This is a genomic window from Chryseobacterium geocarposphaerae, from assembly GCF_002797535.1.
Classification (GTDB): Bacteria; Bacteroidota; Bacteroidia; order Flavobacteriales; family Weeksellaceae; genus Chryseobacterium; species Chryseobacterium geocarposphaerae.
Genome location: NZ_PGFD01000002.1, coordinates 489,634 through 514,253, shown reverse-complemented (window position 1 = coordinate 514,253; position 24,620 = coordinate 489,634). Strand labels below are relative to the sequence as shown.

Annotated in this window: 27 protein-coding genes; 12 read left to right on the top strand and 15 right to left on the bottom strand. The window is 35.5% G+C overall.

Going from position 1 to position 24,620, the window contains the following annotated elements; all coding sequences use genetic code 11:
• Positions 1-5 precede the first annotated feature (5 nt).
• Positions 6-1,121, top strand: coding sequence for a retropepsin-like aspartic protease (locus tag CLV73_RS13940; RefSeq protein WP_100377487.1), 1,116 nt, complete (start codon positions 6-8; stop codon positions 1,119-1,121).
• 52 nt (positions 1,122-1,173) lie between these two features.
• On the opposite strand, the gene CLV73_RS13935 is transcribed toward CLV73_RS13940, so the two are convergent.
• The 10 genes from CLV73_RS13935 to CLV73_RS13890 form a co-directional block, all read right to left on the bottom strand.
• Positions 1,174-1,557 (bottom strand): hypothetical protein, encoded by a 384-nt coding sequence (locus CLV73_RS13935; protein WP_100377486.1) that lies wholly within the window; start codon positions 1,555-1,557, stop codon positions 1,174-1,176.
• A 14-nt stretch (positions 1,558-1,571) separates the two neighbouring features.
• Positions 1,572-2,309: an ATP-grasp domain-containing protein gene (locus CLV73_RS13930; protein ID WP_100377485.1), complete on the bottom strand. Its 738-nt coding sequence runs from the start codon at positions 2,307-2,309 to the stop codon at positions 1,572-1,574.
• An 8-nt stretch (positions 2,310-2,317) separates the two neighbouring features.
• Positions 2,318-3,721: a nucleoside recognition domain-containing protein gene (locus tag CLV73_RS13925; protein ID WP_100377484.1), complete on the bottom strand. Its 1,404-nt coding sequence runs from the start codon at positions 3,719-3,721 to the stop codon at positions 2,318-2,320.
• 102 nt (positions 3,722-3,823) lie between these two features.
• Positions 3,824-4,342: a DUF6973 domain-containing protein gene (locus tag CLV73_RS13920; RefSeq protein WP_100377483.1), complete on the bottom strand. Its 519-nt coding sequence runs from the start codon at positions 4,340-4,342 to the stop codon at positions 3,824-3,826.
• Positions 4,343-4,396: 54 nt separating this feature from the next.
• On the bottom strand, positions 4,397-5,254 hold the full coding sequence (accD, locus tag CLV73_RS13915; protein ID WP_100377482.1) for an acetyl-CoA carboxylase, carboxyltransferase subunit beta: 858 nt from the start codon (positions 5,252-5,254) through the stop codon (positions 4,397-4,399).
• A 94-nt stretch (positions 5,255-5,348) separates the two neighbouring features.
• A complete protein-coding gene (gene fbaA, locus CLV73_RS13910) occupies positions 5,349-6,419 on the bottom strand; it encodes a class II fructose-bisphosphate aldolase (RefSeq protein WP_100377481.1) in 1,071 nt (356 codons plus the stop codon).
• Between the two features lie 70 nt (positions 6,420-6,489).
• On the bottom strand, positions 6,490-7,359 hold the full coding sequence (locus CLV73_RS13905; protein ID WP_100377480.1) for an NAD kinase: 870 nt from the start codon (positions 7,357-7,359) through the stop codon (positions 6,490-6,492).
• Positions 7,360-7,361: 2 nt separating this feature from the next.
• Positions 7,362-8,015, bottom strand: a complete 654-nt coding sequence (locus CLV73_RS13900) for a CBS domain-containing protein (protein ID WP_100377479.1) — start codon at positions 8,013-8,015, stop codon at positions 7,362-7,364.
• A 185-nt stretch (positions 8,016-8,200) separates the two neighbouring features.
• Entirely contained in the window at positions 8,201-8,731 is a 531-nt protein-coding gene (locus tag CLV73_RS13895) for an RNA methyltransferase (protein ID WP_100377478.1), read from the bottom strand.
• 65 nt (positions 8,732-8,796) lie between these two features.
• Positions 8,797-9,684 carry a bestrophin family protein gene (locus tag CLV73_RS13890; RefSeq protein ID WP_100377477.1) on the bottom strand — a complete coding sequence of 296 codons (888 nt, stop codon included), beginning with the start codon at positions 9,682-9,684 and terminating at the stop codon, positions 8,797-8,799.
• A gap of 108 nt (positions 9,685-9,792) precedes the next feature.
• On the opposite strand from CLV73_RS13890, the gene CLV73_RS18940 reads away from it, so the two are divergent.
• The 3 genes from CLV73_RS18940 (at position 9,793) to mutS (ending at position 13,705) form a co-directional block, all read left to right on the top strand.
• Positions 9,793-9,954, top strand: a complete 162-nt coding sequence (locus CLV73_RS18940) for a hypothetical protein (protein WP_157798803.1) — start codon at positions 9,793-9,795, stop codon at positions 9,952-9,954.
• A gap of 105 nt (positions 9,955-10,059) precedes the next feature.
• Positions 10,060-10,926: a cupin-like domain-containing protein gene (locus CLV73_RS13885; protein WP_100377476.1), complete on the top strand. Its 867-nt coding sequence runs from the start codon at positions 10,060-10,062 to the stop codon at positions 10,924-10,926.
• Positions 10,927-11,116: 190 nt separating this feature from the next.
• Positions 11,117-13,705: a DNA mismatch repair protein MutS gene (gene mutS, locus CLV73_RS13880; RefSeq protein WP_100377475.1), complete on the top strand. Its 2,589-nt coding sequence runs from the start codon at positions 11,117-11,119 to the stop codon at positions 13,703-13,705.
• Positions 13,706-13,741: 36 nt separating this feature from the next.
• Here mutS and CLV73_RS13875 read toward each other — a convergent pair whose 3' ends face one another.
• Positions 13,742-14,212, bottom strand: a complete 471-nt coding sequence (locus CLV73_RS13875; protein WP_157798802.1) for a hypothetical protein — start codon at positions 14,210-14,212, stop codon at positions 13,742-13,744.
• Between the two features lie 140 nt (positions 14,213-14,352).
• On the opposite strand from CLV73_RS13875, the gene CLV73_RS13870 reads away from it, so the two are divergent.
• From CLV73_RS13870 to CLV73_RS13860, 3 genes are all read left to right on the top strand, one after another.
• Positions 14,353-14,844 (top strand): TlpA family protein disulfide reductase, encoded by a 492-nt coding sequence (locus CLV73_RS13870; protein WP_100377473.1) that lies wholly within the window; start codon positions 14,353-14,355, stop codon positions 14,842-14,844.
• A 10-nt stretch (positions 14,845-14,854) separates the two neighbouring features.
• The gene (locus tag CLV73_RS13865) at positions 14,855-15,511 is read left to right on the top strand and encodes a thioredoxin family protein (protein WP_100377472.1); all 657 of its coding nucleotides are present in this window, start codon (positions 14,855-14,857) and stop codon (positions 15,509-15,511) included.
• Between the two features lie 72 nt (positions 15,512-15,583).
• Complete coding sequence (locus CLV73_RS13860; RefSeq protein ID WP_185116782.1) at positions 15,584-15,958, top strand: ribosomal maturation YjgA family protein; 375 nt, start codon at positions 15,584-15,586, stop codon at positions 15,956-15,958.
• A 118-nt stretch (positions 15,959-16,076) separates the two neighbouring features.
• Here the strand turns inward: CLV73_RS13860 and CLV73_RS13855 are convergent, their stop codons facing one another.
• From CLV73_RS13855 to CLV73_RS13845, 3 genes are all read right to left on the bottom strand, one after another.
• Positions 16,077-16,994 carry a YARHG domain-containing protein gene (locus tag CLV73_RS13855; protein ID WP_100377470.1) on the bottom strand — a complete coding sequence of 306 codons (918 nt, stop codon included), beginning with the start codon at positions 16,992-16,994 and terminating at the stop codon, positions 16,077-16,079.
• On the bottom strand, positions 16,991-17,629 hold the full coding sequence (locus tag CLV73_RS13850; protein ID WP_100377469.1) for a DUF2306 domain-containing protein: 639 nt from the start codon (positions 17,627-17,629) through the stop codon (positions 16,991-16,993). The genes CLV73_RS13855 and CLV73_RS13850 overlap by 4 nt, the downstream gene beginning before the upstream one ends.
• Positions 17,630-17,751: 122 nt before the next feature.
• The gene (locus tag CLV73_RS13845) at positions 17,752-18,954 is read right to left on the bottom strand and encodes a BaiN/RdsA family NAD(P)/FAD-dependent oxidoreductase (protein ID WP_185116777.1); all 1,203 of its coding nucleotides are present in this window, start codon (positions 18,952-18,954) and stop codon (positions 17,752-17,754) included.
• A gap of 114 nt (positions 18,955-19,068) precedes the next feature.
• On the opposite strand from CLV73_RS13845, the gene CLV73_RS13840 reads away from it, so the two are divergent.
• From CLV73_RS13840 to CLV73_RS13830, 3 genes are all read left to right on the top strand, one after another.
• Positions 19,069-19,560, top strand: coding sequence for an acyl-CoA thioesterase (locus CLV73_RS13840; protein ID WP_100377467.1), 492 nt, complete (start codon positions 19,069-19,071; stop codon positions 19,558-19,560).
• A 70-nt stretch (positions 19,561-19,630) separates the two neighbouring features.
• Positions 19,631-20,695: a thiamine-phosphate kinase gene (gene thiL / locus CLV73_RS13835; protein WP_100377466.1), complete on the top strand. Its 1,065-nt coding sequence runs from the start codon at positions 19,631-19,633 to the stop codon at positions 20,693-20,695.
• 91 nt (positions 20,696-20,786) lie between these two features.
• Positions 20,787-21,185, top strand: coding sequence for a hypothetical protein (locus CLV73_RS13830; protein WP_157798801.1), 399 nt, complete (start codon positions 20,787-20,789; stop codon positions 21,183-21,185).
• A 47-nt stretch (positions 21,186-21,232) separates the two neighbouring features.
• Here the strand turns inward: CLV73_RS13830 and pepT are convergent, their stop codons facing one another.
• Positions 21,233-22,480, bottom strand: coding sequence for a peptidase T (pepT, locus tag CLV73_RS13825; protein ID WP_100377464.1), 1,248 nt, complete (start codon positions 22,478-22,480; stop codon positions 21,233-21,235).
• 186 nt (positions 22,481-22,666) lie between these two features.
• Between pepT and CLV73_RS13820 the strand changes: the two genes are divergently transcribed.
• Both CLV73_RS13820 and CLV73_RS13815 read left to right on the top strand, forming a co-directional pair.
• The gene (locus tag CLV73_RS13820) at positions 22,667-23,515 is read left to right on the top strand and encodes a hydroxymethylglutaryl-CoA lyase (protein WP_100377463.1); all 849 of its coding nucleotides are present in this window, start codon (positions 22,667-22,669) and stop codon (positions 23,513-23,515) included.
• A gap of 132 nt (positions 23,516-23,647) precedes the next feature.
• On the top strand, positions 23,648-24,484 hold the full coding sequence (locus tag CLV73_RS13815; RefSeq protein WP_100377462.1) for a sulfurtransferase: 837 nt from the start codon (positions 23,648-23,650) through the stop codon (positions 24,482-24,484).
• Positions 24,485-24,620: the final 136 nt, after the last annotated feature.

Here is a 24,620-nt window from a genome sequence, read left to right as displayed (position 1 = left end):
GAAATATGAAATTTAACTCTTTAATCATCTTATTATTACTTTGTCCGTTTTTCTTCAAAGCAACCGTAATCCCTTTTGAATTAATAGAAGGAAAGATTGTCTTAAATGTAACGATAAAGAATGATCAACATCATTTTATATTCGATACCGGGGCTTTTACTATTATTTCAGATGAACTGAAGGATAAAATTAATGCTAAAAAAAGCAACATTATATTTGAGGCAATAGATGCGAATAATGCGAAATCTAAAATGGATGTCTTCATGATTAATACATTAAAGGTAGCAGATTTAAATATTAAAAATGTCAACTTTTCGTTTGCTGATATCAGCTGGATAAGCTCTCGTGCCTGCAAAAAGATAAGTGGGATCTTAGGTGCGAATATGATGAAAGATAAGATGTGGCAAATTGATTTTAAAAATAAAACGCTTACTGTATCTGATAAAACAGAGGCTGATTTGTCTTCTGGCTCAGTAAATATCCCATTTACAGAAGAAAAATTTACAAGTGTTCCCAAAATTGAAGTGAAAATAAGAGGACAAATTTTAGACTATGTTTTTGATACGGGTTCAGGGATGGGCTTTTCTCTTAATCAGCAATCTTATAACAAGATAAAAGATCATGATTTTCTGATTTTTGAAGGTTTACTTGCGCAGTCTTTAAATAGTATAAGCAAGGGAGAAAAAGAGGTTGATGTAATGGAAGTTCAGTTTGGTAATATAAACGTCGGAAATCAGATTATAGACAGCAGTTTAGACACTGTCAACTTAGTAGGAACTAAATTCATGGAAAATTATGTAGTAGTTCTGGACTTTATCAATAAAAAGATTATTCTGAATCCGAACGGAAATAAGTCCGAATATAATTCTTTCGGAATTTCTTTTACCGTGAATAAAGGCAATCTGATTATTGTTAATAAATTGAAAAATAATCAATTATCGGAATTGAATTTGGGTGAAAGAATTATCAAGGTTAATACTCTTGATGTGTCGAAAGCAAATGAAGATATGCTCTGTGAAATAAAAAAGATGCTTAATGAGGCTAAAGTCATTACGATTGAAAATGAATCTCATCAAAACTTTACTCTGGAAAAGAAGAATATTTTAGAATTGTTGAATTAACGACTCGGGGCGGCCTTTTAAGGCCGCCCCGAGTCGTTGTTATATAAAGCTTTTAATTCTTAAGTTCATTAATTCTGTTGATAATTGGCAAAGCAAAAATCCCACTGGTCTGAAGGTACAACTCGTAGAATGTTTTTGCCTTGTCCAAAAAGTCCTTATTTCCATTCGCTTTTCCATTAAAATAGAAAAGATTTCCCAACATTTCATAATAATCCTTGTGATCTCTTTCCTGCCTTTCGTTGACGATTTCAATAATCTCTTCTTTTGTTTTTGATGAAAGAGTGGTAAAATCAAACTTGAAAATATCCCTCATCAAAGTTTCAAAATCCAGTTCTTTCTGCATTAAACTTTCTTCAGGCTTATCCAAAATAAGTTTTTCTAATGCTTGAGTTAACTGGCGTATTAGTCTTAATGTAAATTCTTTATCTGTAATCATTATTGATTTTTTTTTTAAAAGTTTAAATAATCTTCTGTTTGGGTGAGCTCACTCCATCTGGCGGAAAGAAACTTCGCATAATTAATGGACGAAAGACCATAAGTTCCTAAAGAATGTCCATCATTCACTTCAACTAATATTGTTTCCCCTTTTGTATTTACACCAAAATCTAAAGCAAATGAATTGGGTTGTGATGTAAATGAATTTATGGCGGCTTCAACAATTTTTATGTCTATTTTTGTATCCCAGTCTCCTTTGTATCTTCGAATGTCTAAGATTTCTTTATATCGAATAAAACATCTCCATTCTGTTTTAAAATCAATAAGCTCAGAACAAAGTACTTCAATGTCTTTTTCTTTATTAATAATGCCTAAAAAATCCATTTCATTTTGAATAACTTTTCCGGCAAACAATTTTGTTTCTGTTTTGGGCTTAATGAAAATATTCCAGTTGTTTTTATCTGAGAAAATTTGATTAATTGTTGATTCCCAAATTTTTCTTTTCAAAAAAGGTTTTAATTCCTCAGGATAATCAATTTCCTTATCGGGACGAATTATGTTTAGGTTTTTAAGCCTCTTTCTTACATTTCCGATTCCTCCTATAATTATATTTTCCGGATTGTTATCTGAAATATCGTCTGCATCAACAAATTTTTCTATTTCATAACCAAAGTTTTTGAACCCTTCATATGCTATAAAGGCATTCACATTATAAAATTCCCCTGTTGTATCAGTTTGAATGTAGGCTTTCATTATTAACTTTATGCAAAGAAAAGATAAGCCAGCGCAATAGAAGTTATAACACCCACCAGATCCGCCAAAAGCATGGCAATTACGGTGTATCTGGTATTCTTTATGGCTACCGCTCCAAAATACACAGCAATTACGTAAAACGTCGTATCTGAGCTTCCCTGAAGAACAGCTGCCAATTTTCCCTGAAAGCTGTCTGCTCCGAAGGTTGTCATGGTATCAACCATCATTCCTCTTGCTCCAGAACCTGATAATGGCTTGATTAAAGCAGTTGGAAGACCGTCTACAAATCGGGGATCAAAGTTTGCGGCATTGGCTACCCATTTCATTCCGTCAATAATCACATCAAAAACTCCGGAAGTTCTTAACAGGGAGATGGCGATCAACATCCCTACCAAATACGGAATAATCTTTACACAGGTTGTAAAACCTTCTTTTGCTCCTTCAATAAAGGCATCAAAAACATTGATTTTTTTATAAACGGCTCCAAGCACAATGGCAAGGAAGATGAAAAGAATTAATCCGTTGCTGAGTACTTTGCTGAAATCATCCAACTCGTCTTTGCTTAATTGAGTTAAATATAAAACCAGTAAAGCGATAAGAGCCGAAATTCCCCCAACATATGCAAGAACGACAGGTCTTAATAAATTAATCTTCTGATAGAGCGAAACTATGATCATTGCAGCTAAAGTCGCGGCAAACGTCGCAATCATACACGGTAGGAAAATGTCGGTAGGAGTTTTTGATCCCATCGAAGCGCGAATAGCAATAATAGAAACCGGAATCAGCGTCATTCCTCCTGCATGAAGGCAAAGAAACATGATCTGAGAATTACTTGCCGTGTCTTTACTCGGATTTAAAGTCTGCAGACTTTCCATGGCTTTCAAGCCAAAAGGAGTTGCTGCATTATCCAAACCTAAGAGATTGGCACTGAAATTCATCAGCATATGCCCGAAAGCAGGATGATTTTTAGGGATTTCAGGAAATAGTTTTGAGAAAAAGGGCTGTATTAACCTGCTCAATAAATTGATTCCGCCTGCTTTTTCAGCAATACTCATGAATCCCATGAATAACGTCATAATCCCGATCAACCCCAAACATATCTTCACTGCTGTTTCAGAGGTTCCGATTACGCCATCAGCTTCCTGAACACGATATACTTTTACATTTTGTTTTAGTGAATCAGTTTTATAGTGGATTCTGTTGTCAGCAAAATCGGGCTTTTTCATCAAACTGTCCCGGACAATCGGAGAAAGTGTATTTATTTTCTGTGTTGCAATCTGTACCGTATCGCCTCCTTTTCCCACTACCATATCGTTAAAAATGGTTTTGTAGTGACTTGAGGAAATGTATTTTATACTTGCAATAGCAATGGCAACAATGATAAATGCCGACCAAATTCTGCTGAGAACCATCTTTATTTTTTGTTAAGTTGTAAAGTTGTTAATTCGTTAAGCTGCTTATTTCGTTCTATAAAAAACAAATGTACAGATTTACATCCTAACAATTTAATATCTTTACGATTTAACATCAGAAAGATAAACCAGAAAGCCATCAAAATCATCATCCAGATTTTTTAAGACTTTTGCCTCCTTCATTTTCTTTTCCAGGCCATCTATGAAAAAGCTTTTTTCAAAGAACTGACGGTGGATTCCGGGCAGTAATTCCATAAAATAATCCATCCCGATTTTATTGTTATGAAGATCCATTTTTGTTTCCAATGGCTGGTTGGGAAATAATTCTTCGTGCATATCGGTCATTCTTTTACAGAATTCCAGTGCTTTTTGAGGAGAAGAAACTTTACAGCAGTACATCATGATAAAGCAGCACCACAAAGCATGTCTGAAAGCATTTCCGATACCATTATTAGAAGCGGTTTTAGGGAATTTTTTCTGAGCAATGGTGTACGCTTGTATGGTGGCATGAAAACTTAATAAAGAAAAAAGAGGATGGGGCAGAACGAGTGACAAAAGACGCATGATCTTTTTGAAACTCATACTCCGGATCGTATCAAAGAATATTTTAAAAGTTCTCATCAATAAAAATCTCTCCCTAATTAGAGAGAGATGATTGTATTTTTGTTACAAATTTTAAGCACGTACTGCCAATAAATTTACTGTTTTAGCTACGGTGTCCTGAATTTCAGTTCTTTTCACGATGAAATCCACAAATCCTTTTTCCTGCAGGAATTCAGAAGTCTGGAATCCTTCCGGTAGATCTCTACCAATTGTTTCGCGAATAACTCTAGGTCCTGCAAAACCGATTAAAGCTCCCGGTTCAGCCATGATAATATCCGCTGTCATAGCAAAAGAAGCCGTAATACCTCCAAAAGTAGGATCACAAAGGTAAGCGATGTATAAAAGTCCCGCTTCTGAAAGCTGAGCCAATTTTGCCTGTACTTTTGCCAACTGCATCAGAGAATACGTTGCTTCCTGCATTCTTGCACCTCCTGACTGACAGATAATCATGTAAGGAAGTTTGTGCTGAATACAATAATCTACCGCTCTTCTGATTTTTTCTCCCATTACAGAACCCAAAGATCCTCCGATAAAAGCAAAATCCATACAAGAAACTACCATTTCAGTTCCTTTTACAGTTCCTACGGCGTTTCTGATAGAGTCAGTAAGCTTTGTTTTCGCTTTTACTTCTTTTAAACGGTCTGCGTAAGGCTTCGTATCTTTAAAATTAAGGATATCTATACTTTCAACGTTAGCATCTAACTCAGTGAATTTACCTTCATCAAAAAGGATATCAAAAAATTCTGCACTTCCAATTCTTACATGAAATCCATCCTCAGGAGAAACATAGTTGTTTCTTTTTAATTCTTCATGCTCAACTACTTTTCCAGAAGGAGTTTGGTGCCAAAGACCTTTGGGAACATCCTTTTTTTCATCAGTAGAAGTCGTAATGTTTTTTGCTTTTCTTTTAAACCAGTCGAATGCTGCCATTTTATAATATATTAATGTACAATGAAAAAAGTAAAATGTATAAAAGAGAAAGTGCTGAACTTACTACATTATACATTTTACTTCTTACCAATTTTTATTTTAAAGTATTTACGTTATTTAAATCTTCAAATGCCTGAACCAATCTTGTAGAGAAAGTTTCTTCACCTTTTCTCATCCAAACTCTCGGATCGTAGAATTTTTTATTTGGTTTCTCTTCTCCTTCAGGGTTTCCGATCTGAGTTCTCAAATACTCGATATTGTTTACCATATAATCTCTGATTCCTTCTGTATAAGCAAACTGAAGGTCAGTGTCAATATTCATTTTGATTACTCCATAGTCGATGGCTTCTCTGATTTCTTCCAAAGTAGAACCAGAACCTCCGTGGAATACGAAGTTCACCGGCTTAGCCGCTGTTCCGAATTTCTCCTGAACATATTTCTGAGAATTGTCAAGAATTTTCGGAGTAAGAACTACGTTTCCTGGCTTATAAACTCCGTGTACGTTACCAAATGCGGCTGCAATTGTAAAGTTGTCGGATATCGCCTTCAATTTTTCGTAGGTGTAAGCGATGTCTTCAGGCTGAGTATATAATTTTGAGTTGTCAACATCTGAGTTGTCAACACCATCTTCTTCGCCTCCTGTAACTCCGATTTCCACTTCAAGAGTCATCTGAAGTTTAGCCATTCTTTCGAAATATTGAGCAGAAATTTCTAAGTTTTCTTCTAAAGGCTCTTCAGAAAGATCAAGCATATGAGAAGAATAAAGAGATTTTCCCGTTTGTTTGTAATGCTCTTCGTTAGCATCCATCAATCCGTCAATCCAAGGCAATAATTTTTTTGCACAGTGGTCTGTGTGAAGAATTACAGTTGCTCCGTAAGCTTCAGCCAGCGTATGGATATGTTTAGCTCCTGCAACAGCACCTAAAATCGCTGCTCTCTGCCCATCGTTGTTTAATCCTTTTCCTGCGTTGTAAGCAGCTCCACCATTTGAAAACTGAATAATAACAGGAGAGTTTAATTTCGCTGCAGTTTCCATAACTGCATTAATGTTGCTGGAACCAATTACGTTTACTGCCGGTAATGCAAATTTATTTTCTTTAGCATATTGAAAAATATCGGTAACTAATTGACCTGTGGCAACTCCTGCCGGAAAAATTCTGCTCATGTTTTACTTTTTATATAAATTATTAGGATCTTGTAAAATTGTTGTAAAGGTAATCATTTTTGCTCAATAACTAATTTCTTTTATCTCGGCCCCAAAGTAGCTTTTGACGGATGGTTTCGTAAAAACTTAAATTGTTGGGCTGCACCAGAAGAAGCTGGAAAGATGCCTTTTTTATAATAATTTCCTTATCTGTTTCTATATGTATTAATCTTGAGTCTAAAGAAAGAGAATACTGGGGAACCCTGCTTTCTACCCTAAACTTGATTTCTACCCTGTCATTAACCACCAAAGGTCTTACATTAAGATTGTGAGGTGCAATAGGAGTAATGACAAAATTTTCGTTATTGGGAGAAATGATCGGCCCGCCGCAGCTTAATGAATATGCCGTAGAACCTGTAGGTGTCGAAACAATTACCCCGTCTCCCCAGAATACATTTAAAAATTCATCATTAATGTATGAATCTACAGTAATCATGGAAGTCGTTTCTTTTCTGGAAACGGTCACATCATTTAATGCATAAGGGAAAAAACCTTCTTCTAAGCCGGGAGAAACTACTTCAATTACTGATCTTCGGCTGGTTTTAATATCTCCTTTTAAAATGGCATCCAGCTCCCTGAACGCTTCTTCTTTTGTAAAGCTTGCCAGAAAACCGAGTCTTCCGGTATTTACCCCAACAACAGGAATTTCTAAATCTTCAATAAAAGTTAAAGAGTTTACAATCGTTCCGTCTCCTCCAAATGTGAAAAAAAGATCCACTTTTTTCTCTAGAAGATCTTGCTTACAATTAAAAGTCTCGAAAATTTTTGAAAACTGAAGGGCTTCAGCCATTTCGTCATAAAGAACAGATGCTACACCTCTGCTTTCCAGCTCTGAAATAAATTTACTGAGATATAAAAAGGTGTCAAGATCTTTTTTCTGAGAATATATGGCTGCTTTCATGCTTAGATTTCTATGAATTTTTGGAAAAAGCCGAATCTGTCCTTATACAGGTCCGATTTTTCATCCGAATAATATTTTTCCACAATTCGGTAATCATATCGGTCGAATGTGGCGTCTATCGAAGCCAGGTTTTCATTGCTGATCTTTATCGTCACATGAATCACTTCATCCGACATAAAACTGATAAATCCTCCGTAAAATTTAGAATTGTTGCTTTCTATAATATTGGCAATTTCTGTCATGGAATATTTTCTCGCCGGAGTTTCTATGGTAAGGATCGCTCCCGTTTCAGAAAACAGCGGATATTTTGATAAATCCTGGAAAATATCATCACAGCTTATATATCCTAAATATTTTTCATTTTTATTGATAACAGGAACCACATTAGTGTTAAAAGTATGAAACAGACGGATACTGTCCATGATATTGCTGTCTTCCGATATCGCAAAACGTTCTATCTGGTGTTCCAGGTCTTTTAAAGTACCCTCTTCTTCTTCATAAAGAAAGTCTATGGCAATGGCTCCGTAAAAATGATGGGATTTTTTGATGAAAACATGAGTATATCCAAAGTCTTCTAATAAATCCCTAGCTGCTTCTATTGAATCAGTCAGGCTAAAACATGGAAAGTCTTTTGAGATATAATCCTTGATAAACATGGTGCTAATTTATAAAAAATTAAACTAAAATTTTTCTGTATATCGCTTTTTTTTGATGATTTTTTTTGAAAAGTGATGTTAAAATTTGTTTGTAAAGGAAAAAGAAGTATCTTTGTCGCCTTTCATTTTTACTTTTTATTAGATTTATTTCAAACTGCACTGTCTTTTAGGCATATGCAGTTTTTTTATTTTAGGGCTTTCGCAAACTCCCACATTACGATTCCTCCGCATACGCTCACATTTAAAGAATGCTTTGTTCCCAATTGGGGAATTTCCAGGAAAGAATCGATATTAGGAAGGGCTTCATCACTGATTCCTTCTACTTCATTTCCTAAGATAACGGCATATTTTTTAGACTTATCTATGGTGAAATCGGTGATCATTTGGCTGCTTGTCGTTTGCTCAATTCCCACAATTTCAAAACCCTGCGATTTTAAATCATTAATGGCAGTATTGATATCATTTTCATGGCTCCAGTCAACACTTTCTGTAGCTCCCAGTGCCGCTTTATGAATTTCGCGGTGAGGAGGTTGCGGAGTAATACCGCAAAGAACGATCTTTTGAATCAAAAAAGCATCTGCAGTTCTGAAAGTAGCACCTACATTGTGCATGCTTCTGATGTTGTCCAAAACAACTACCAAAGGAATTTTTTCAACCGTTTTAAATGTTTCCACATCTATTCTGTTGAGTTCTTCCAGTTTTAATTTTTGTACCAATGTATTATTTTGTAGAGATTAAAAAATCAAAAATAACAGTTTTTTATTAAACCCGATTTTTGAAACTAGGGAAGTTTGTTTAATCCCATGATCTGATGAACGTTTCTTTCAATATTCTGTGCCAGTGCTTCCATAGGGATGTCATTCTCGTCATTATTGAAAGGATCTTCAATTTCTTCGGCAATAAGCTCTAAACTCATCAAAACATAATAGACAAAAACAGTAAGTGGGATCATAAAAAGACCAATGCTGATCACATAGGCAACCGGTAATGCCATGACATACAGAATGATGAACTTTTTGACAAAAGAAGAGTAAGAATAAGGAATCGGAGTGTTTTTAATTCTCTCACATCCACCGCAAACTTCTAAGAAACCGCTGAGTTGTGTATCCAGATACAGCATTTCCACATCAGAAATTTTCCCTTCTTTTTTTAGCTGATTCAGTTTATAGGTCAGAAGGCTAATGATTTCATTAGGTCCATGGTTCTTTATAGACCGTTCAATCTCCGAATAGTCTTCGTCCAGAGCCAATCTCGTAGAATCTTTAGAAAGATGCTTGGCTAAGAAATGAGGAAAAAACTTTAAGTACCTTGCAATCTGTTCGGCATCTTTTCTGTCATTTTCAAGAATGGAATTGATTTTTATAGCAAAATTTCGGGAATCGTTTACCAGTTTTCCCCAGAGTTTTCTTCCTTCCCACCATCTGTCATAGGCAGTATTGGTTCTGAAAACCAATAGTAAAGAAAGTACAAAACCAAGCAAGGAATGAATCATCCCGACATTACTGATTCCTGATTTTGAAGTAAGATGAAGATATTCGACTTCTAAATATTCAATTCCCCACGAATACAGGCCTACAATAATCATGCTTGGAAAAAGGATTTTCAAAGTATCGCTTTTGTGCAGGCTGAAAAGGATTTTTAGAAAATGTTTGGTGTCGTAAACTCTCATAGATTTTGTTGTTCTTACAAATATAAATTTTTCGTTTTATCTTGACTTTACGGAAAACCATAATTTTTTTCATGGCATAGATTTTTTCTTTGTTGAAAATTAATATAAATGGGGTATTACAGAAAAGGATATTTCAGGAATGGAAAATGGGTAAGTGGACATTACGTGAGTACATTTGGTCGCAATACAAGAAAATCAAAAAGTCCTCAAGGCTGTGCTGTGATTATTTTTGGAGGAATAATTTCAATATTATTATATTTCTGTAGCTAAAAGCCTAGGATTATTGCTGGTAATGATAAATAAAATTAATGATGAAATTTTTCTGAGTTTCAAAAAAACACTACTTTTATTTCGCATTAAAAAATACCACACCAAATGATTCTCGAAAGTGTAGATGTTGTTACAGATATTAGTAAAGAAGATTTTCAGAAAAATTATTTCAAAAAGCACAAGCCGCTTCTGATTAAAAATTTTGCGAGCCGATGGGATGCTTTTGATAAATGGAACTTTGATTTTATCCGTGAGAAAGCCGGTGAACAGGAAGTTCCTTTGTATGATAACAAGCCCGCTGATGCGAATAAAAGCAGCGATGCTCCCGTTACCAAAATGAAAATGAAGGATTATATTGATACCATAAAAAGCAAGCCTTCGGATCTTAGAATTTTCTTTTATATCATCACAGACCGGCTTCCGGAATTATTGAAGAATTTCACATACCCGGATTTGGGGATGAAATTTTTTAAAAGACTTCCTACTTTGTTTTTTGGAGGAAGTGAGGCGCATGTTTTAATGCATTATGATGTAGATTTGGGAGATTTTCTTCATATCCATTTTGAAGGTAAGAAGAGAATTTTATTGTTCGATCAGAAACAGTCAGCTTTTTTATATAAAGTTCCGTTATCGGTGCACACCATCTACGATGTTGATTATGAGAATCCTGACTATGAAAAATTTCCGGCGTTGAAACAGGCAAAAGGTTTTGAAATTTTCATGGAACATGGAGACGCTCTTTTTATTCCGGGAGCTTTCTGGCATTTCAACCGATATTTAGAGCCTGGATTTTCAATGTCACTTCGTGCCCTTCCGAATAAACCGAATGTTTTTGCCAATATGCTGTATCATGTTTTCATTATGAGATACACGGATAAATTAATGCGAAAGATTTTTAAAGCTAAATGGGTGAATTATAAACAAAAATGGGCGTATAAAAAGAGTTCAAAAGCTTTGGCGAGACATTCTTAATAATTTTTTTTTCCACAGATTTCACGGATTATTGCATATATTTTTTTCTTTTTTTAAAACAAAGTAAAACATAAACATCTGTGCAAATCCGTGAAATCTGTGGGAGATTATAAATGTAGTTTTTCAAAAGCTTTCCTTCTACTATTTTATTTCTTACTTTTACCATCCTAATTTTTTAAGACAGATTTTAATGGCAAAGGCAGCGAAGAAAGAAACTCCGTTAATGACTCAGTATAACACCATCAAGGCGAAATATCCTGATGCTCTTTTACTATTCAGAGTGGGGGATTTTTACGAAACTTTCGGGCAGGATGCGGTGAGAACGTCTCAGATTTTAGGCATTGTTTTAACAAAAAGAGCCAATGGTGAAGATCACATCGAACTGGCTGGATTTCCACATCATTCTGTAGACTCTTACTTGCCAAAATTGGTAAGAGCGGGAATGAGGGTTGCAATTTGCGATCAGCTGGAAGATCCCAAAATGGTTAAAGGAATTGTAAAACGTGGTGTTACAGAATTGGTGACACCAGGAGTTACGTTCAATGACCAGGTTCTTAATTCAAAAAAGAATAATTTCCTGCTTTCCCTTCATAAGGAAAAGGAGAGGTTCGGGATTGCTTTGGTGGATATTTCTACGGGAGAATTTTTGGTGAGCGAAGGAAACCTGGAAAAGCTGCTTCATATTGTCAATACGTTTGACCCGAGTGAGATTATTTACCAGAGAAGTGTTCAGATTCCTGAACAGCTTAAAAATAAAAATGCTTTCAAGCTTGAAGATTGGGCATATCAATATAATTTTGCCTACGAAAAACTTACCAATCATTTTAAAACCAATTCATTAAAAGGTTTTGGTGTTGAAAGCCAGCCGTTGGCGATTACGGCAGCAGGAGCCATTTTTGCTTACCTTGTTGAAGATACCCATCACAATTTATTATCCCACATTACTAAAATTCAGGTGATTCCTCAGGAAGATTACCTGATGATGGATAATTTTACATTGAGAAACCTTGAAATTGTTTATCCAAGCAATCCGCAGGGAAAATCTTTGTTGGATATCATTGATAAAACATCTACTCCGATGGGAGGAAGACTATTGAGACGAAGAATTATTTTGCCGTTGAAATCAGTCAGTGAAATCAACAGAAGGCTTGCTTTAATTGATTTTCTGAACGAAAACGATCAACTTAAATATGAAATTTCTCAACTGTTGAAATCGATTTCTGACCTGGATCGACTGATGGGAAAACTGGCGGCAGAAAAAATTTCACCTAAAGAATTGGGATATCTTCGCCAGAGTTTAATTAATATTCATAAAATCAAAGCTTTGCTTCATCCTCATGCGGATGTTCTGGCTTGGCTGGATCCGTTGTACGATCAGGATGAATTAATTAAATGCCTTCAAAATCATCTGAATGATGAGCTTCCTGTTAATTTAGCAAAAGGAAATGTCATTAAGGAAGGGATTTCTGAAGAGCTTGACCGATTAAGAGGGTTGCAGTCTAAAGGACGTGGTTTCTTAGACGAAATGTGTCAGAGAGAAATCGAAAGAACAGGAATTTCGAGCCTTAAAATAGATTTTAATAATGTTTTCGGATATTATATTGAAGTTCGAAATACCCATAAAGATAAAGTTCCGGGTGATTGGCTGAGAAAACAGACATTGGTTAATGCCGAGCGCTACATCACGGAAGAACTGAAAGAATATGAAAATCAGATTCTTGGAGCCGAAGAGAAAATAGGAGTGCTGGAAAATGAGCTGTACAGAAATGTATGCGCCGAAACCATGATTTATATTGATCAGATTCAGGAAAATTCAAATATTATTGCACAGTTAGATGTTGCGGTTGGATTGTCTGAACTGGCCGTTTCTGAGAGTTATACCAAGCCTGTTTTAACAGAAACTTTTGCGATCGATTTAAAAGAAGCGAGACACCCGATCATTGAAAATGCACTTCCTTTAGGAGAAAAATACATCCCGAACGATATTTTCTTAGATAAAGATTCTCAGCAGATCATTATGGTCACCGGACCGAACATGGCAGGTAAATCGGCGATTCTTCGTCAAACGGCGATTGTTTGCCTGCTGGCTCAGATTGGGAGCTTTGTTCCTGCAAAACATGCGAAAATCGGGATTTTAGATAAGATTTTTACAAGAGTAGGAGCAACGGATAATATTTCTGCCGGAGAATCCACTTTCATGGTTGAAATGAATGAAGCGGCCAATATCCTGAACAATATTTCGGAAAGAAGTTTGATTTTATTGGATGAAATTGGTCGCGGAACATCTACCTATGACGGAGTTTCTATTGCCTGGGCCATCGCAGAATACCTTCATCAGCATCCGACACAGGCAAAGACATTATTTGCAACACATTACCACGAATTGAACGAAATGACCGTGAATTTTGAAAGAGTGAAAAATTTCCACGTTTCTATTCAGGAAAATAAAGGAAATATTATCTTTTTAAGAAAGCTGATTCCGGGCGGAAGTGAGCATAGCTTCGGTATTCATGTGGCGAAACTGGCGGGAATGCCCGCAAAAGTGGTGAACAGAGCCAATGAAATCCTGAAAACACTGGAAGCAAGCCGCACTCAGGGAAGTTCATCAGAAAGCATCAAAAGAGTGACGGAAGAAAATATGCAGTTGTCTTTCTTTCAGCTGGATGATCCTGTTTTAGAGAATATTCGTGAGGAACTGACCAAAATAGATATCAATACCTTGACACCCATAGAAGCTTTAATGAAGCTTAATTCGATAAAAAAAATGATTGGAGGATAATCCAATCATTTTTTTTATTAAGGTATTTGATTCATTTTAATACTTCTGCAAAGAAAGCGGGAAGCTGTAAAGAAAACGAACAGGTTTATCTGCCACTAAAGCAGGTTTCCAGCGAACCAGCATTTTCTTTAGTGCTGCTTCTGCTGCTTTTGCATGATCTTTATTGTTGCTTATGGCGGCAATATTATTGATATAGCCATTTTTTTCAACGATAAAATAAACGCGGGTATCTATCTTTTTGCCCTTTGCGTAGATTACCTCCATATTTTCAGCAAATTTTCTGCGGAAAAGTGCCATTCCACCAGGAAATTCCGGTTCTTTATCTGCGGTCATTACTACACCCGTAAGGTTGATCCTCTTTTTCAGTTCTACATAATGAGGAAGTGACTCCACATTGATAATAGTTGCCGGAGCAGGAGCCGGAGTCGTTTTTGTTTCTGGAGTCTCCTGTGCAAAAGCAAAAGAAACCATACACAAAGTTATCAGCAGCAATATCCTTTTTTTCATACAATAATTTTCCACAAAAATAATTATCCTTCCTGATATAGTGATTATTTTTGAAGAAAATTAAAATATCCTCAAAACTCTTAACAAAATTTAACAGGAAGTCTCTGTAGACTAATTTGTTGATTTTCTTAATTTTGAGTATGAATAAGATAATTTACTTTGTTATTTTACTGTTGGGCACACATTGGTATTCTGCGCAAAATCAAACTGATGTTTCCTCTGTGAAATATGAAGAACTCGAAAAGAGAATTCAGTCAGAAAGAGATAAATTGCTGGTGGTAAACTTTTGGGCGACTACTTGTGCTCCATGTGTAAAAGAGCTTCCTTACTTTATGGAAGTGAATAACAAATACAAAAATGACCCGAAATTTAAAATGCTTTTGGTCTCTTTAGACAGAGCTGTAGATAAAGAGAGGGTTTTAAAATTTATAAAAAATAAAAATCTTGGGGCAGAAGTCATTTTACTGGACGATATTAAAAGAATGAATACCTGGATTCCCCGTTTTGAAAAGAACTGGGACGGAAATATCCCTGTAACGATCTTTTATAAAAATGGTGAAAAAGTACATTTTAATGACGGTGAAATGAGTAAAGAAGACTTAGAAAATACAATTGCTAAACATTTAAATTGAACAAAATACTATGAAAAACTTAAACATCTTAATAATAGCTTTTGTTGTTGGATTAGGACTCCTAAGCTTTACCACAACAGATCATGGTAAAAAGGAACACGGAAAAGAAAGTAAATCTTTGGTAAAAGGGTACGAAGTAGGAGATGAAGCAACCGATTTTAAGCTGAAAAATGTTGATGGAAAAATGGTTTCTCTGAGTGATTTTAAATCGGCAAAAGGATTTATTGTTGTTTTCACCTGCAATCACTGTCCTTACGCAAAAAAATATGAAGACAGGATTATAGCATTAGATAAAAAATACAAATCTCAAGGGTATCCTGTAATCGCTATTAATCCGAATGATCCCTCCGTACAGCCTGAAGACGGATATACACAAATGATTGAGAGAGCAAAGCAAAAAGGATTTACGTTCCCGTATTTAGTGGATGAAGGACAGAAGATTTTTCCTCAATATGGAGCCACAAAAACCCCTCATGTCTTTCTTCTGCAGAAAGAGAATGGGAAAAATATCGTAAAGTATATTGGCGCTATCGACAATAATTATGAAAATCCTAATGATGTTTCAGAATACTATGTTCAGGATGCAGTAAATGCGCTGATTAAAAATGAGCCGATAAAAATGACAAAAACTGTTGCGATAGGATGTACAGTGAAAGTGAAGAAATAATATATTTGTTACCGGAATTTATACATCGGCATTCATTCGAATGCCGATTTTTTATCATCAATATTTAAAATGATGAAATTAAAATTTAATCTAAAATATTTTCTGTTTAGTGTTATAATTTTCCTGACAGAAGTTTTAATTGCAACCCGATTAAAAGATATTTTCTTTGTAAGAGCTTATCTTGGAGATGTAATTGTTGTCATACTCCTATATACACTTATCAAAAGCTTTTTCAACATTACAGATAATGAAAAACTGATTCTTGGGATTCTTGTTTTTTCCTGTCTTATTGAATTTGCCCAGTATTTTAATATTGCGGAAAAATTAGGTTTCCGGTCCGGAAGCATTATGTATATCGTTATTGGAAATTCGTTTTCCTGGATTGATATTTTATGCTATGCTGTCGGATGCTTATTGCTTTATATTTTGGTTAAATTAGAAAAATAAGACTGACAATAGATGAGACCCTTCGACTGCGCTCAGAATGACAGACGTTATACTAGCCCTGAAAATGGAGAGTATTATTTTTTGTGTCATCCTGAGCGCAGTCGAAGGATCTTAGAAGCTATCTTCCAAAACTATCATATTTATCCTCCGCATATTTTATGAAGCGGTTGAGTAAGGCAACATTATCCTTTTCCATTGGAGAAAGATCTTTGTCTACATTGTTGGAAACCGGGATATACCAGTCTGTCTGCTCAAAAAAGTTTCTGTAGGTCTGCTTTTTAAAAGCGTAGCCATGTCTTGCAAAAACGGAATTTTTGATGATCTCCATATCCAGCTTTCTAAGATTTTTAAGGTCTTTTTCCGTGAGCTTTTGCTTGGAGGCATTGATCTTGAAAACCGCATCAGAAGCAATCCTGTTTTTTGAAGCAGTGTAGGTTTCTGTTTTTCCTGTTTCTTCATCGGTATATTTTTCAACGAAATCTTTCGGGTTTTCCCAGTCAATTAAATCGCTGTCTTCATTCAGCATGAAGTTGGGGTTGTAAACAAACTCTTTTTTGATCAGTTTCAGTGTTTTTAAAGGGGCTTTTACGGCAGATTTATTAAAAGCATTCCATTTTCCGGTAAGACTATCATTGTTTAATTTAACTTCAAATCTCCCATCGGTTTTATCATTTCCCGGTTCGTCCAGAACAAACGATTTTGTTTCTTCATTAAAGACTCCACGGAAAGGGCGCTGGTTTCCATTCACAATACTTTGGCCGTAAACACTGTCTTTTGTTATTCTATTAATTTTTAAGGAGATTTTCTTGTAAACATCGCCTTCATATTCTTCTCCGATTTCCGGAGTGATCATCTCTTTTCCGGCAAAATCGCCCATATAAATTCCATAATACTCTTTATGGATCTCAGGAACAACTACCGAATCTTTCTTTGCAGTAAGGCTGTCATTTGAATGATCTGTTACTTTTGCTTCTTTTTTGCAGCTTACCAAACTTATGGTAAACAGGGAAATTAAAGTTAATTTTAAAATTTTCATATGCATTTTTTTGTGATTAAATATTCAATTAAAATAATATTGGGAATCCATCCCATCCAGGCAATGATCTGGTAAACATCCATTGGATTGGGGTGAAATAAATATACAATAATTACTTTCCACATTCTTAAGGTGATCGCAGAAACGGTTAATGCGAAACTGCGCCACATCCATTGTTTATGCTCTTTAAAGTTTTTTTGTCGGGCTAATTGATAGGCTTTAAAAGTCGAAAACCACCACAGACAACCTAAGATAACGAATGAGATTTTAGAGTAAATTCCACCGTTGGCAAAAATTCCCATGTAAATTCCAGACGGTGCTGCAAAAAGTAAAATCAGAAAAATATAAATCTTTCCTGCATTTTTATGAAAGTTTTTTAGTCTGAAATCTTTTCTGAGAATAGCTGAAAATCCACTCAACAGCACAAAAATACTTGTGTAAACATGAGTATAGAAAAAATATAAGTATTCCGGTCTTTCAATAACTTCTGTTTGTTTGATCATCAAAAAACTTACATCTTTTCTAAAAGGAATATATTCTAATGTAATTTTCAGCATCAGCCAAAAAAAATATCCGAATCCTAAGATCAAAAGGATTTTAGAAATACTTAAGACATTCTTTTTGACTGAAAGCATTTGCAATTTGTGTTTTTACTAAATTATGAATTTAGTTTGTCATTCTGACGAAGGAAGAATCTAATTTTATAGAGATTCTTCATTTCACGTTGTTTCATTCAGAATGACAGTATTGTATTTGATTATTTTAAATTCAGGTCTTGTGCAATCAGCCAAGCTTCACTCCAGCAAGCCTGAAAATTAAATCCGCCGGTTACAGCGTCAATATTCAGGACTTCTCCTGCAACGTAAAAGTTAGGCAAAATTTTTGAGGACATATTTTTAAAGTTGATTTCCTTTAAATCAACACCTCCTGCGGTTACAAATTCATCTTTAAAAGTCGATTTTCCGGTCACATTGAATTTCTTTTTACATAAATTTTCAATGATTTTCTGCATTTCCTTTCCTGAAATTTGGGCAACCTGTTTATTCAGATCAACATTGGAAACTTCAAGAATTCTCTGCCAAAACCTGTTGGTGACTTCAAAAATTTTAGACTGTCCAATCGTTTTTTTAGGATTTGACTGTTTAAACTGTTGGAAAAGTTTTTCAGCATCCTCTGGATCTTTAGAAATAAAATTAACTTCAATCTCGAAATTATACTTCATTTTCGCCAAATTAATCGCTTCCCAAGCTGAAATTTTCAAAATTGCCGGCCCGGAAAGTCCCCAATGCGTAATCAATAAAGGACCACTCTCCTGTGTTTTTAATTTAGGAATAGAGGTTTCAGCCATTTCAAAACTTGTTCCGGCTAAATCTTTCAATAAAGGATCCTTAATATTAAAAGTAAAAAGTGACGGAACCAGATCGATAATTTTATGGCCTAGATTTTCTATCATTTTCAGCGACTTGGGGGAGCTACCTGTTGTATAGATGACAAAATCGGCTTCGAAATCTCCCAAACTCGTTTTAACGATGTATATTTCATCCTGTTTTTCAATTTCTTTGACGGAGCATTTTGTTTTTATTTCAACATTTTTTTTCTGAGTTTCATTCAGAAAAGTATTGATAATGGTTTGCGATGAATTACTTTCCGGAAAGATTCTGTTGTCATTTTCTATTTTCAACGAAATTTTTCGTTGATCGAACCAGTCCATCGTGTCTCCCGGTTGGAATTTAGTAAAAACACTTAGTAATTCTTTATTTCCGCGAGGATAGAACTGAACAAGTTCTCTTGGGTCAAAACAGGCATGGGTTACATTGCATCTTCCTCCTCCTGAAACCTTTACTTTCTGAAGAACATCTGAGTTTTGTTCGAGAATGGTAATTTTATATTGCGTTTCGTCAAGATTCGCTGCACAGAAAAATCCTGCTGCACCGCCTCCGATAATGATAATTCGTTTCATAGTTTTATTAATCTTATGCGCAAGATTATTTTTACAAAACTACAATTTTTATAAACCATCTTATTTGAGTAATTTTGAAGAATATAATTTAATGATTCTAAAACTGATTTTTAAATGATTTTTTACCATAAATTCGAGGTGCGTTGGAGTGATCTTGACGCCAACAAACATTTGGCAAACTCATCATATGTCCAATATTGCGCTCAGGCCAGAATGGCTTTTATGACCAAAGAAAAAATGGGTGTGACACAAATGAGCAGATGGGGAATCGGGCCTGTAATTTTGCATGAAAGATATTCTTTTTTCAAGGAGATCTATGCAGATCAAACCGTGATTGTAAGTGTTGAAATTGATGGATGTTCTGAAGACTCATCTATTTACAGATTTCTTCACAAATTTTATACTCCGGACGGGCAGCACTGTGCTACTGCGGAAGCTACGGGAGTCTGGATCGATATGATGCTGAGAAAAATGACAACACCGCCGGACGATGTGGTAGAAGCGATGAATAAGTATAAATCTCCGGAAACTGTTGTTCTGACAAGAGAGGATTTCAAAAAACTGCCTTTCCATCCGAATAATATTGATCCGGCAGAATTAGTTTAAAAGATTAAGGTTTTGAGTTCAATAGCCAATATTGCTCATTATCTATTACTCATTACTTATAATTAAAAATATGTTTGAAGATAAATCACAGGAATTAACACCGATTTCCAAACTGGGAGAATTCGGGCTGATAAAACACCTCACAGAATATTTCCCTTTATCCAACGAATCTTCGGAGCTTGGAGTGGGAGATGATGCCGCTGTTATTAATCCCGGAAATAAAAAAATTGTTGTTACAACAGATGTTTTGGCAGAAGGGGTACACTTTAATTTAGGATATGTCCCTTTGAAGCATTTGGGGTATAAGGCGGTTGTTGTAAATCTTAGTGATATTGCAGCCATGAATGCAGTTCCAACTCAGATTTTGGTTTCCCTGGCTGTTTCTAACCGTTTTCCGGTGGAAGCTTTAGAAGAGCTCTATTCAGGGATTCAGGCAGCTTGCGGACGATATAAAGTTGATCTTATCGGAGGTGACACTACAAGTTCCAATGCGGGTCTTGTGATGAGCATCACGGCAATCGGGTTAGAAAGCGAGGAAAATATTGTAAAAAGAAGCGATGCACAACCTAATGATTTGCTTGTTGTAACGGGAGATCTTGGAGGAGCCTATATGGGGCTTCAGATTCTGGAAAGAGAACATGCTGTTTTCTTAGCGAATCCGGATATGCAGCCTGAAATGGAGGGCTACGACTATATTCTGGAAAGACAGCTGAAACCGGAAGCAAGAACGGATGTAAAAGGGATTTTAGAGCAGTTGGACATCAAACCAACTTCTATGATTGATATTTCAGATGGGTTAGCTTCAGAAATTCTGCACCTTTCAGATCAGTCAAAAGTAGGTTTCAGATTGTATGAAGAGAAAGTTCCTATGGATAATCTTACAATTTCAACTGCGGATGATTTTAATTTGAATCCTGTAATGGCCGCATTAAGTGGTGGTGAAGATTATGAATTGCTGTTTACTATCTCTCCGAATGATTTTGACAAAATTAAAAATCACCCTGATTTTACCATTATCGGGCATGCCGTTGAAAAAGAAGAAGGTAATTTTATGGTAGCAAGAGGTTCTAATCAGCTGGTGGCTTTAACAGCACAAGGTTGGGATGCTTTTTTAGGGAACCAGCAAAACGATTAAATTTTATTTAATTTTAAATATTGTGAGACCACTGCAGTTTTGTAGTGGTTTTTTGATTTAAATAATTAATTTGTAAATGAAAATTAGTTGGATGAAATTACTTATATACTCTCTTTTCTTATTCATTATTTCTTGTCAAGGAATTGACCAAAATGAAGTTTATGGAAAGTACTCTCCAGTTTCTTATAAAAATACTTTTGATACGTTAATAATTAAAAAAGAAGGTAAATATAGGAGGGTCATTTATGATAAAAAGAAAATAAAACTTTTAGGTTATGAGTCTGTATACAAATTAGATGGTAATTCAATTAATTTTGATAGTTTCTATTTTAATCTAGATAAAGATTTAGTTGCTTTCCCAAATGATGTTAAAGATGTTGATATGACTTTTACAACATATTTTGAAAAAATTGATGGAAATGTGGGACTTTGTTTTGGCTATCATGAAGGAGAAAATTGTTATAAAAAAGTGATAACCTCATCTAAATAAAAAATCCAACTCATTGAGCTGGATTTTAATTTATTTAAATTAAAATTTTACGCTTTCGCAATATTCAAAATCACTTCCATTGCTTTTTCCATACTTTCCAAAGCAACATATTCGTAAGGTCCGTGGAAATTGATTCCTCCTGCAAAAATATTCGGACAAGGCAATCCCATATAAGACAACTGTGCTCCGTCGGTTCCTCCTCTGATGGCTTTGATTTTAGGCTCAATTCCCGCTTCTTTCATGGCTGCTGCTGCAAGATCGATGATGTGCATTTTTCCTTCAAACTGTTGCTTCATGTTTCTATATTGTTCCTTAATCTCAATTTCAGCAGTTCCTTCTCCATGTTTCTGATTGAATTCAGCTACTTTTTCTTCCATGAATTTCTTTCTTGCTTCGAATTTATCTGCATCATGATCACGGATGATATATTGCAATTTAGCCTCAGAAATATCTGCGTTTAAATCCATCAAGTGATAGAATCCGTCAAAACCTTTCGTTGTAGCCGGAGTTTCGTTGGCAGGAAGCATTTGAGCGAATTCAGAAGCCAATAAAGCCGCATTGATCATTTTTCCATAGGCATAACCAGGGTGAACACTCAATCCGTGGATTTTCACAACCGCTCCTGCTGCGTTGAAGTTTTCATATTCCAGTTCCCCAACTTCTCCACCGTCCATTGTATACGCAAATTCAGCTCCAAATTTGGCAACATCAAATTTGTGTGCCCCTCTTCCGATTTCCTCATCAGGAGTAAATCCAACTGCAATTCTTCCGTGCTTGATTTCAGGATGAGCCATTAAATATTCAGCAGCTGTAACGATTTCTGCGCAACCTGCTTTGTCATCTGCTCCAAGAAGGGTCGTTCCGTCTGTAGTAATCAGGGTCTGACCGATATATTTTTTTAGACTTTCAAATTTTGAAGGCGACAGCTTGAAACCTGTTTCCTTATTTAAAATCAAATCATTACCGTCATAATTTTCCCAAACCTGCGGCTGTACATTTTCTCCGCTGAAATCCGGTGAAGTATCATAATGTGAAATAAATCCAATGGTAGGTTGGTCATCATTTTCAAGGTTTGAAGGCACATATCCCATGATATAACCATTGTCATCAATTGAAACATCTTCAAGACCAATCGTTTTCAGCTCTTCAGTAATGTATTTTGCAATATCCCACTGTCTTTCCGTAGAAGGGGTTGTTTCGCTTTCTGCATCACTGGTTGAGTATATTTTTACATAGCTAAGAAAACGGTTCAGTAACTTTTCTTTCCACACCTGGTTGAATTCTATTGTACTCATTATTAGTATAAATTTCCGGCAAAGTTAGCAATTTTGATGCTCAGAATAATTTATTTGGGGATGAATATCAGCTATTGAAATTTTAAATCGGATATAAATATTTGAGAATCAAAATAATGTTAGATTTGTGAGTGTGTTATATCAAATTATTTAGTTTTATTATATTTGAGAAAATCTAACGTAAAAATGTTTCTTACTGAATGTCCGCGCGATGCAATGCAGGGTTGGGGAGAATTTATTCCTACCGATAAAAAAATAGATTATATCAACTCTTTAATGGATGTTGGTTTTGATGTATTGGATTGTCTGAGTTTTGTATCTCCAAAAGCAATTCCCCAAATGGCTGACTCTAATGAGGTTGCTGAAAATATCGATAAATCCCGATCCAATACTAAAGTTTCTGCAATTGTTGCCAATTACAGAGGAGCTGAAAAAGCATTAAAGCATCAATCGGTAGATATTATCGGGTTTCCATTTTCTATTTCTGAAACGTTCCAGCATAGAAATACCAATAAAAACCAAGAAGAAGCTTTTAATGAAATTATTAAAATGCTGGAGCTTGTAAAAAGTGAAAACAGACAACTGAATATCTATTTCTCTATGGCTTTTGGAAATCCCTATGGAGAAATGTGGAAATGGCAGGATGTAGACGTCTGGGCGCAGCGATTTTCAGAAATTGGGATTAAAGATATCTTACTTTCTGACACCACAGGAGTGGCAACTCCGGAAACCATTGCTCTTTTATTTGAAAAAATACCGTCTAAATATCCTGAAATTAACTTTGGAGGGCATTTTCATAACCGATATGAAGATTCTTATTCGAAATTAAAAGCGGCTTATGATAAGGGTTGTACAAGATTTGACAGTGCGATCAAAGGAATTGGAGGTTGTCCGATGGCCAAAGATGATCTGGTAGGGAATATGCCGACCGAGCAGGTGATCAACTTCATGAGCGTAGAAAAAGTAGATCATAAATTGAATTTACTAAACTTCGAAAGTTCTTATAATAAAGCGAAGGATATTTTTCATTTCTAAAATGTTAAATATTCATGAGTCTTAATGTCATCCTGAGCGAAACCGAAGGATCTCAAATAAAAAATTAATCAAAGCGGGTTTTGAACCCGCTTTGTCAGTCAAAACAAACTTTAAACTTCAAAAACAAACACGATGTCACCAATAATTTCTCCTTTAGAATTAAAAAATCTTCCAACCGAAAACTTAATAATCCTGGATGCAAGAGTAGGAAAAGATGTCTATCAAAATTATTTGAACAAACACATCAAAGGAGCGAGATTCATTGATTTGGATAAAGATTTGGCAAATATTGGAGAAGATGCAGCTTTTGGAGGAAGGCATCCTCTCCCCAGTGTTGAAAAATTTGCAGAAACACTTTCTAATCTTGGAGTTTCAGAAGGTTCCCATCTTATCGTTTATGATGATAAAAATGGTTCCAATGCTGCGGCAAGAGCTTGGTGGATGCTGAAATCTTTTGGGTTTGAAAATGTCCAGGTTTTAGATGGTGGATTCCAACATGCTGAAAAAGAGGGTTTAGAATTTTCTTCGGGGGAAGAAGCTTTTGAAAAGGCTCAATTCATCAAAAAAGAGAATTGGCTTCTGCCAACTTCAAGCCTGGAAGTTGTTGAAAATGAGTTGATAAATCATTCTTCGACGGTAATCGACGTAAGAGATGCTTATCGCTATAAAGGAGAATCTGAGCCCATCGATTTAGTGGCGGGTCATATTCCGGGAGCGATTAATATTCCTTTTTCTGAAAACCTGGATGAAAACGGAAATTTCCTGAAGCCTGAAATTCTGAAGGAAAAATATTTGAAATTACTCGAAGGGAAGCCTGAACATCTGATTATTCACTGTGGTTCCGGAGTGACGGCCTGTCACACTATTTTAGCGCTGGATTATGCAGGTTTTAAAATTCCGGATTTATATGTGGGTTCGTGGAGTGAATGGAGCAGAAGAGAAGGTAAAGAGATTGCAAGAGAAATTTAGCGTTCCTCTGTCATTTCGACGAAGGAGAAATCTATTTGTTTAAATAGATTCTTTACTCCGTTCTGAATGACAATGGGCAAAGGGATCAACAATTAATTAACAAAAATAAAAGGCTGTCAAAATTGGCAGCCTGTTT

Excerpts from the sequence above, each read along its gene's own strand:
- CLV73_RS13940 (WP_100377487.1), top strand. The coding sequence starts at position 6 with ATGAAATTTAACTCTTTAATCATCTTATTATTACTTTGTCCGTTTTTC.
- CLV73_RS13935 (WP_100377486.1), bottom strand. The coding sequence starts at position 1,557 with ATGATTACAGATAAAGAATTTACATTAAGACTAATACGCCAGTTAACT.
- CLV73_RS13930 (WP_100377485.1), bottom strand. The coding sequence starts at position 2,309 with ATGAAAGCCTACATTCAAACTGATACAACAGGGGAATTTTATAATGTG.
- CLV73_RS13925 (WP_100377484.1), bottom strand. The coding sequence starts at position 3,721 with ATGGTTCTCAGCAGAATTTGGTCGGCATTTATCATTGTTGCCATTGCT.
- CLV73_RS13920 (WP_100377483.1), bottom strand. The coding sequence starts at position 4,342 with ATGAGAACTTTTAAAATATTCTTTGATACGATCCGGAGTATGAGTTTC.
- accD (WP_100377482.1), bottom strand. The coding sequence starts at position 5,254 with ATGGCAGCATTCGACTGGTTTAAAAGAAAAGCAAAAAACATTACGACT.
- fbaA (WP_100377481.1), bottom strand. The coding sequence starts at position 6,419 with ATGAGCAGAATTTTTCCGGCAGGAGTTGCCACAGGTCAATTAGTTACC.
- CLV73_RS13905 (WP_100377480.1), bottom strand. The coding sequence starts at position 7,359 with ATGAAAGCAGCCATATATTCTCAGAAAAAAGATCTTGACACCTTTTTA.
- CLV73_RS13900 (WP_100377479.1), bottom strand. The coding sequence starts at position 8,015 with ATGTTTATCAAGGATTATATCTCAAAAGACTTTCCATGTTTTAGCCTG.
- CLV73_RS13890 (WP_100377477.1), bottom strand. The coding sequence starts at position 9,684 with ATGAGAGTTTACGACACCAAACATTTTCTAAAAATCCTTTTCAGCCTG.
- CLV73_RS18940 (WP_157798803.1), top strand. The coding sequence starts at position 9,793 with ATGGGGTATTACAGAAAAGGATATTTCAGGAATGGAAAATGGGTAAGT.
- CLV73_RS13885 (WP_100377476.1), top strand. The coding sequence starts at position 10,060 with ATGATTCTCGAAAGTGTAGATGTTGTTACAGATATTAGTAAAGAAGAT.
- mutS (WP_100377475.1), top strand. The coding sequence starts at position 11,117 with ATGGCAAAGGCAGCGAAGAAAGAAACTCCGTTAATGACTCAGTATAAC.
- CLV73_RS13875 (WP_157798802.1), bottom strand. The coding sequence starts at position 14,212 with ATGAAAAAAAGGATATTGCTGCTGATAACTTTGTGTATGGTTTCTTTT.
- CLV73_RS13870 (WP_100377473.1), top strand. The coding sequence starts at position 14,353 with ATGAATAAGATAATTTACTTTGTTATTTTACTGTTGGGCACACATTGG.
- CLV73_RS13865 (WP_100377472.1), top strand. The coding sequence starts at position 14,855 with ATGAAAAACTTAAACATCTTAATAATAGCTTTTGTTGTTGGATTAGGA.
- CLV73_RS13860 (WP_185116782.1), top strand. The coding sequence starts at position 15,584 with ATGAAATTAAAATTTAATCTAAAATATTTTCTGTTTAGTGTTATAATT.
- CLV73_RS13855 (WP_100377470.1), bottom strand. The coding sequence starts at position 16,994 with ATGAAAATTTTAAAATTAACTTTAATTTCCCTGTTTACCATAAGTTTG.
- CLV73_RS13850 (WP_100377469.1), bottom strand. The coding sequence starts at position 17,629 with ATGCTTTCAGTCAAAAAGAATGTCTTAAGTATTTCTAAAATCCTTTTG.
- CLV73_RS13845 (WP_185116777.1), bottom strand. The coding sequence starts at position 18,954 with ATGAAACGAATTATCATTATCGGAGGCGGTGCAGCAGGATTTTTCTGT.
- CLV73_RS13840 (WP_100377467.1), top strand. The coding sequence starts at position 19,069 with ATGATTTTTTACCATAAATTCGAGGTGCGTTGGAGTGATCTTGACGCC.
- thiL (WP_100377466.1), top strand. The coding sequence starts at position 19,631 with ATGTTTGAAGATAAATCACAGGAATTAACACCGATTTCCAAACTGGGA.
- CLV73_RS13830 (WP_157798801.1), top strand. The coding sequence starts at position 20,787 with ATGAAATTACTTATATACTCTCTTTTCTTATTCATTATTTCTTGTCAA.
- pepT (WP_100377464.1), bottom strand. The coding sequence starts at position 22,480 with ATGAGTACAATAGAATTCAACCAGGTGTGGAAAGAAAAGTTACTGAAC.
- CLV73_RS13820 (WP_100377463.1), top strand. The coding sequence starts at position 22,667 with ATGTTTCTTACTGAATGTCCGCGCGATGCAATGCAGGGTTGGGGAGAA.
- CLV73_RS13815 (WP_100377462.1), top strand. The coding sequence starts at position 23,648 with ATGTCACCAATAATTTCTCCTTTAGAATTAAAAAATCTTCCAACCGAA.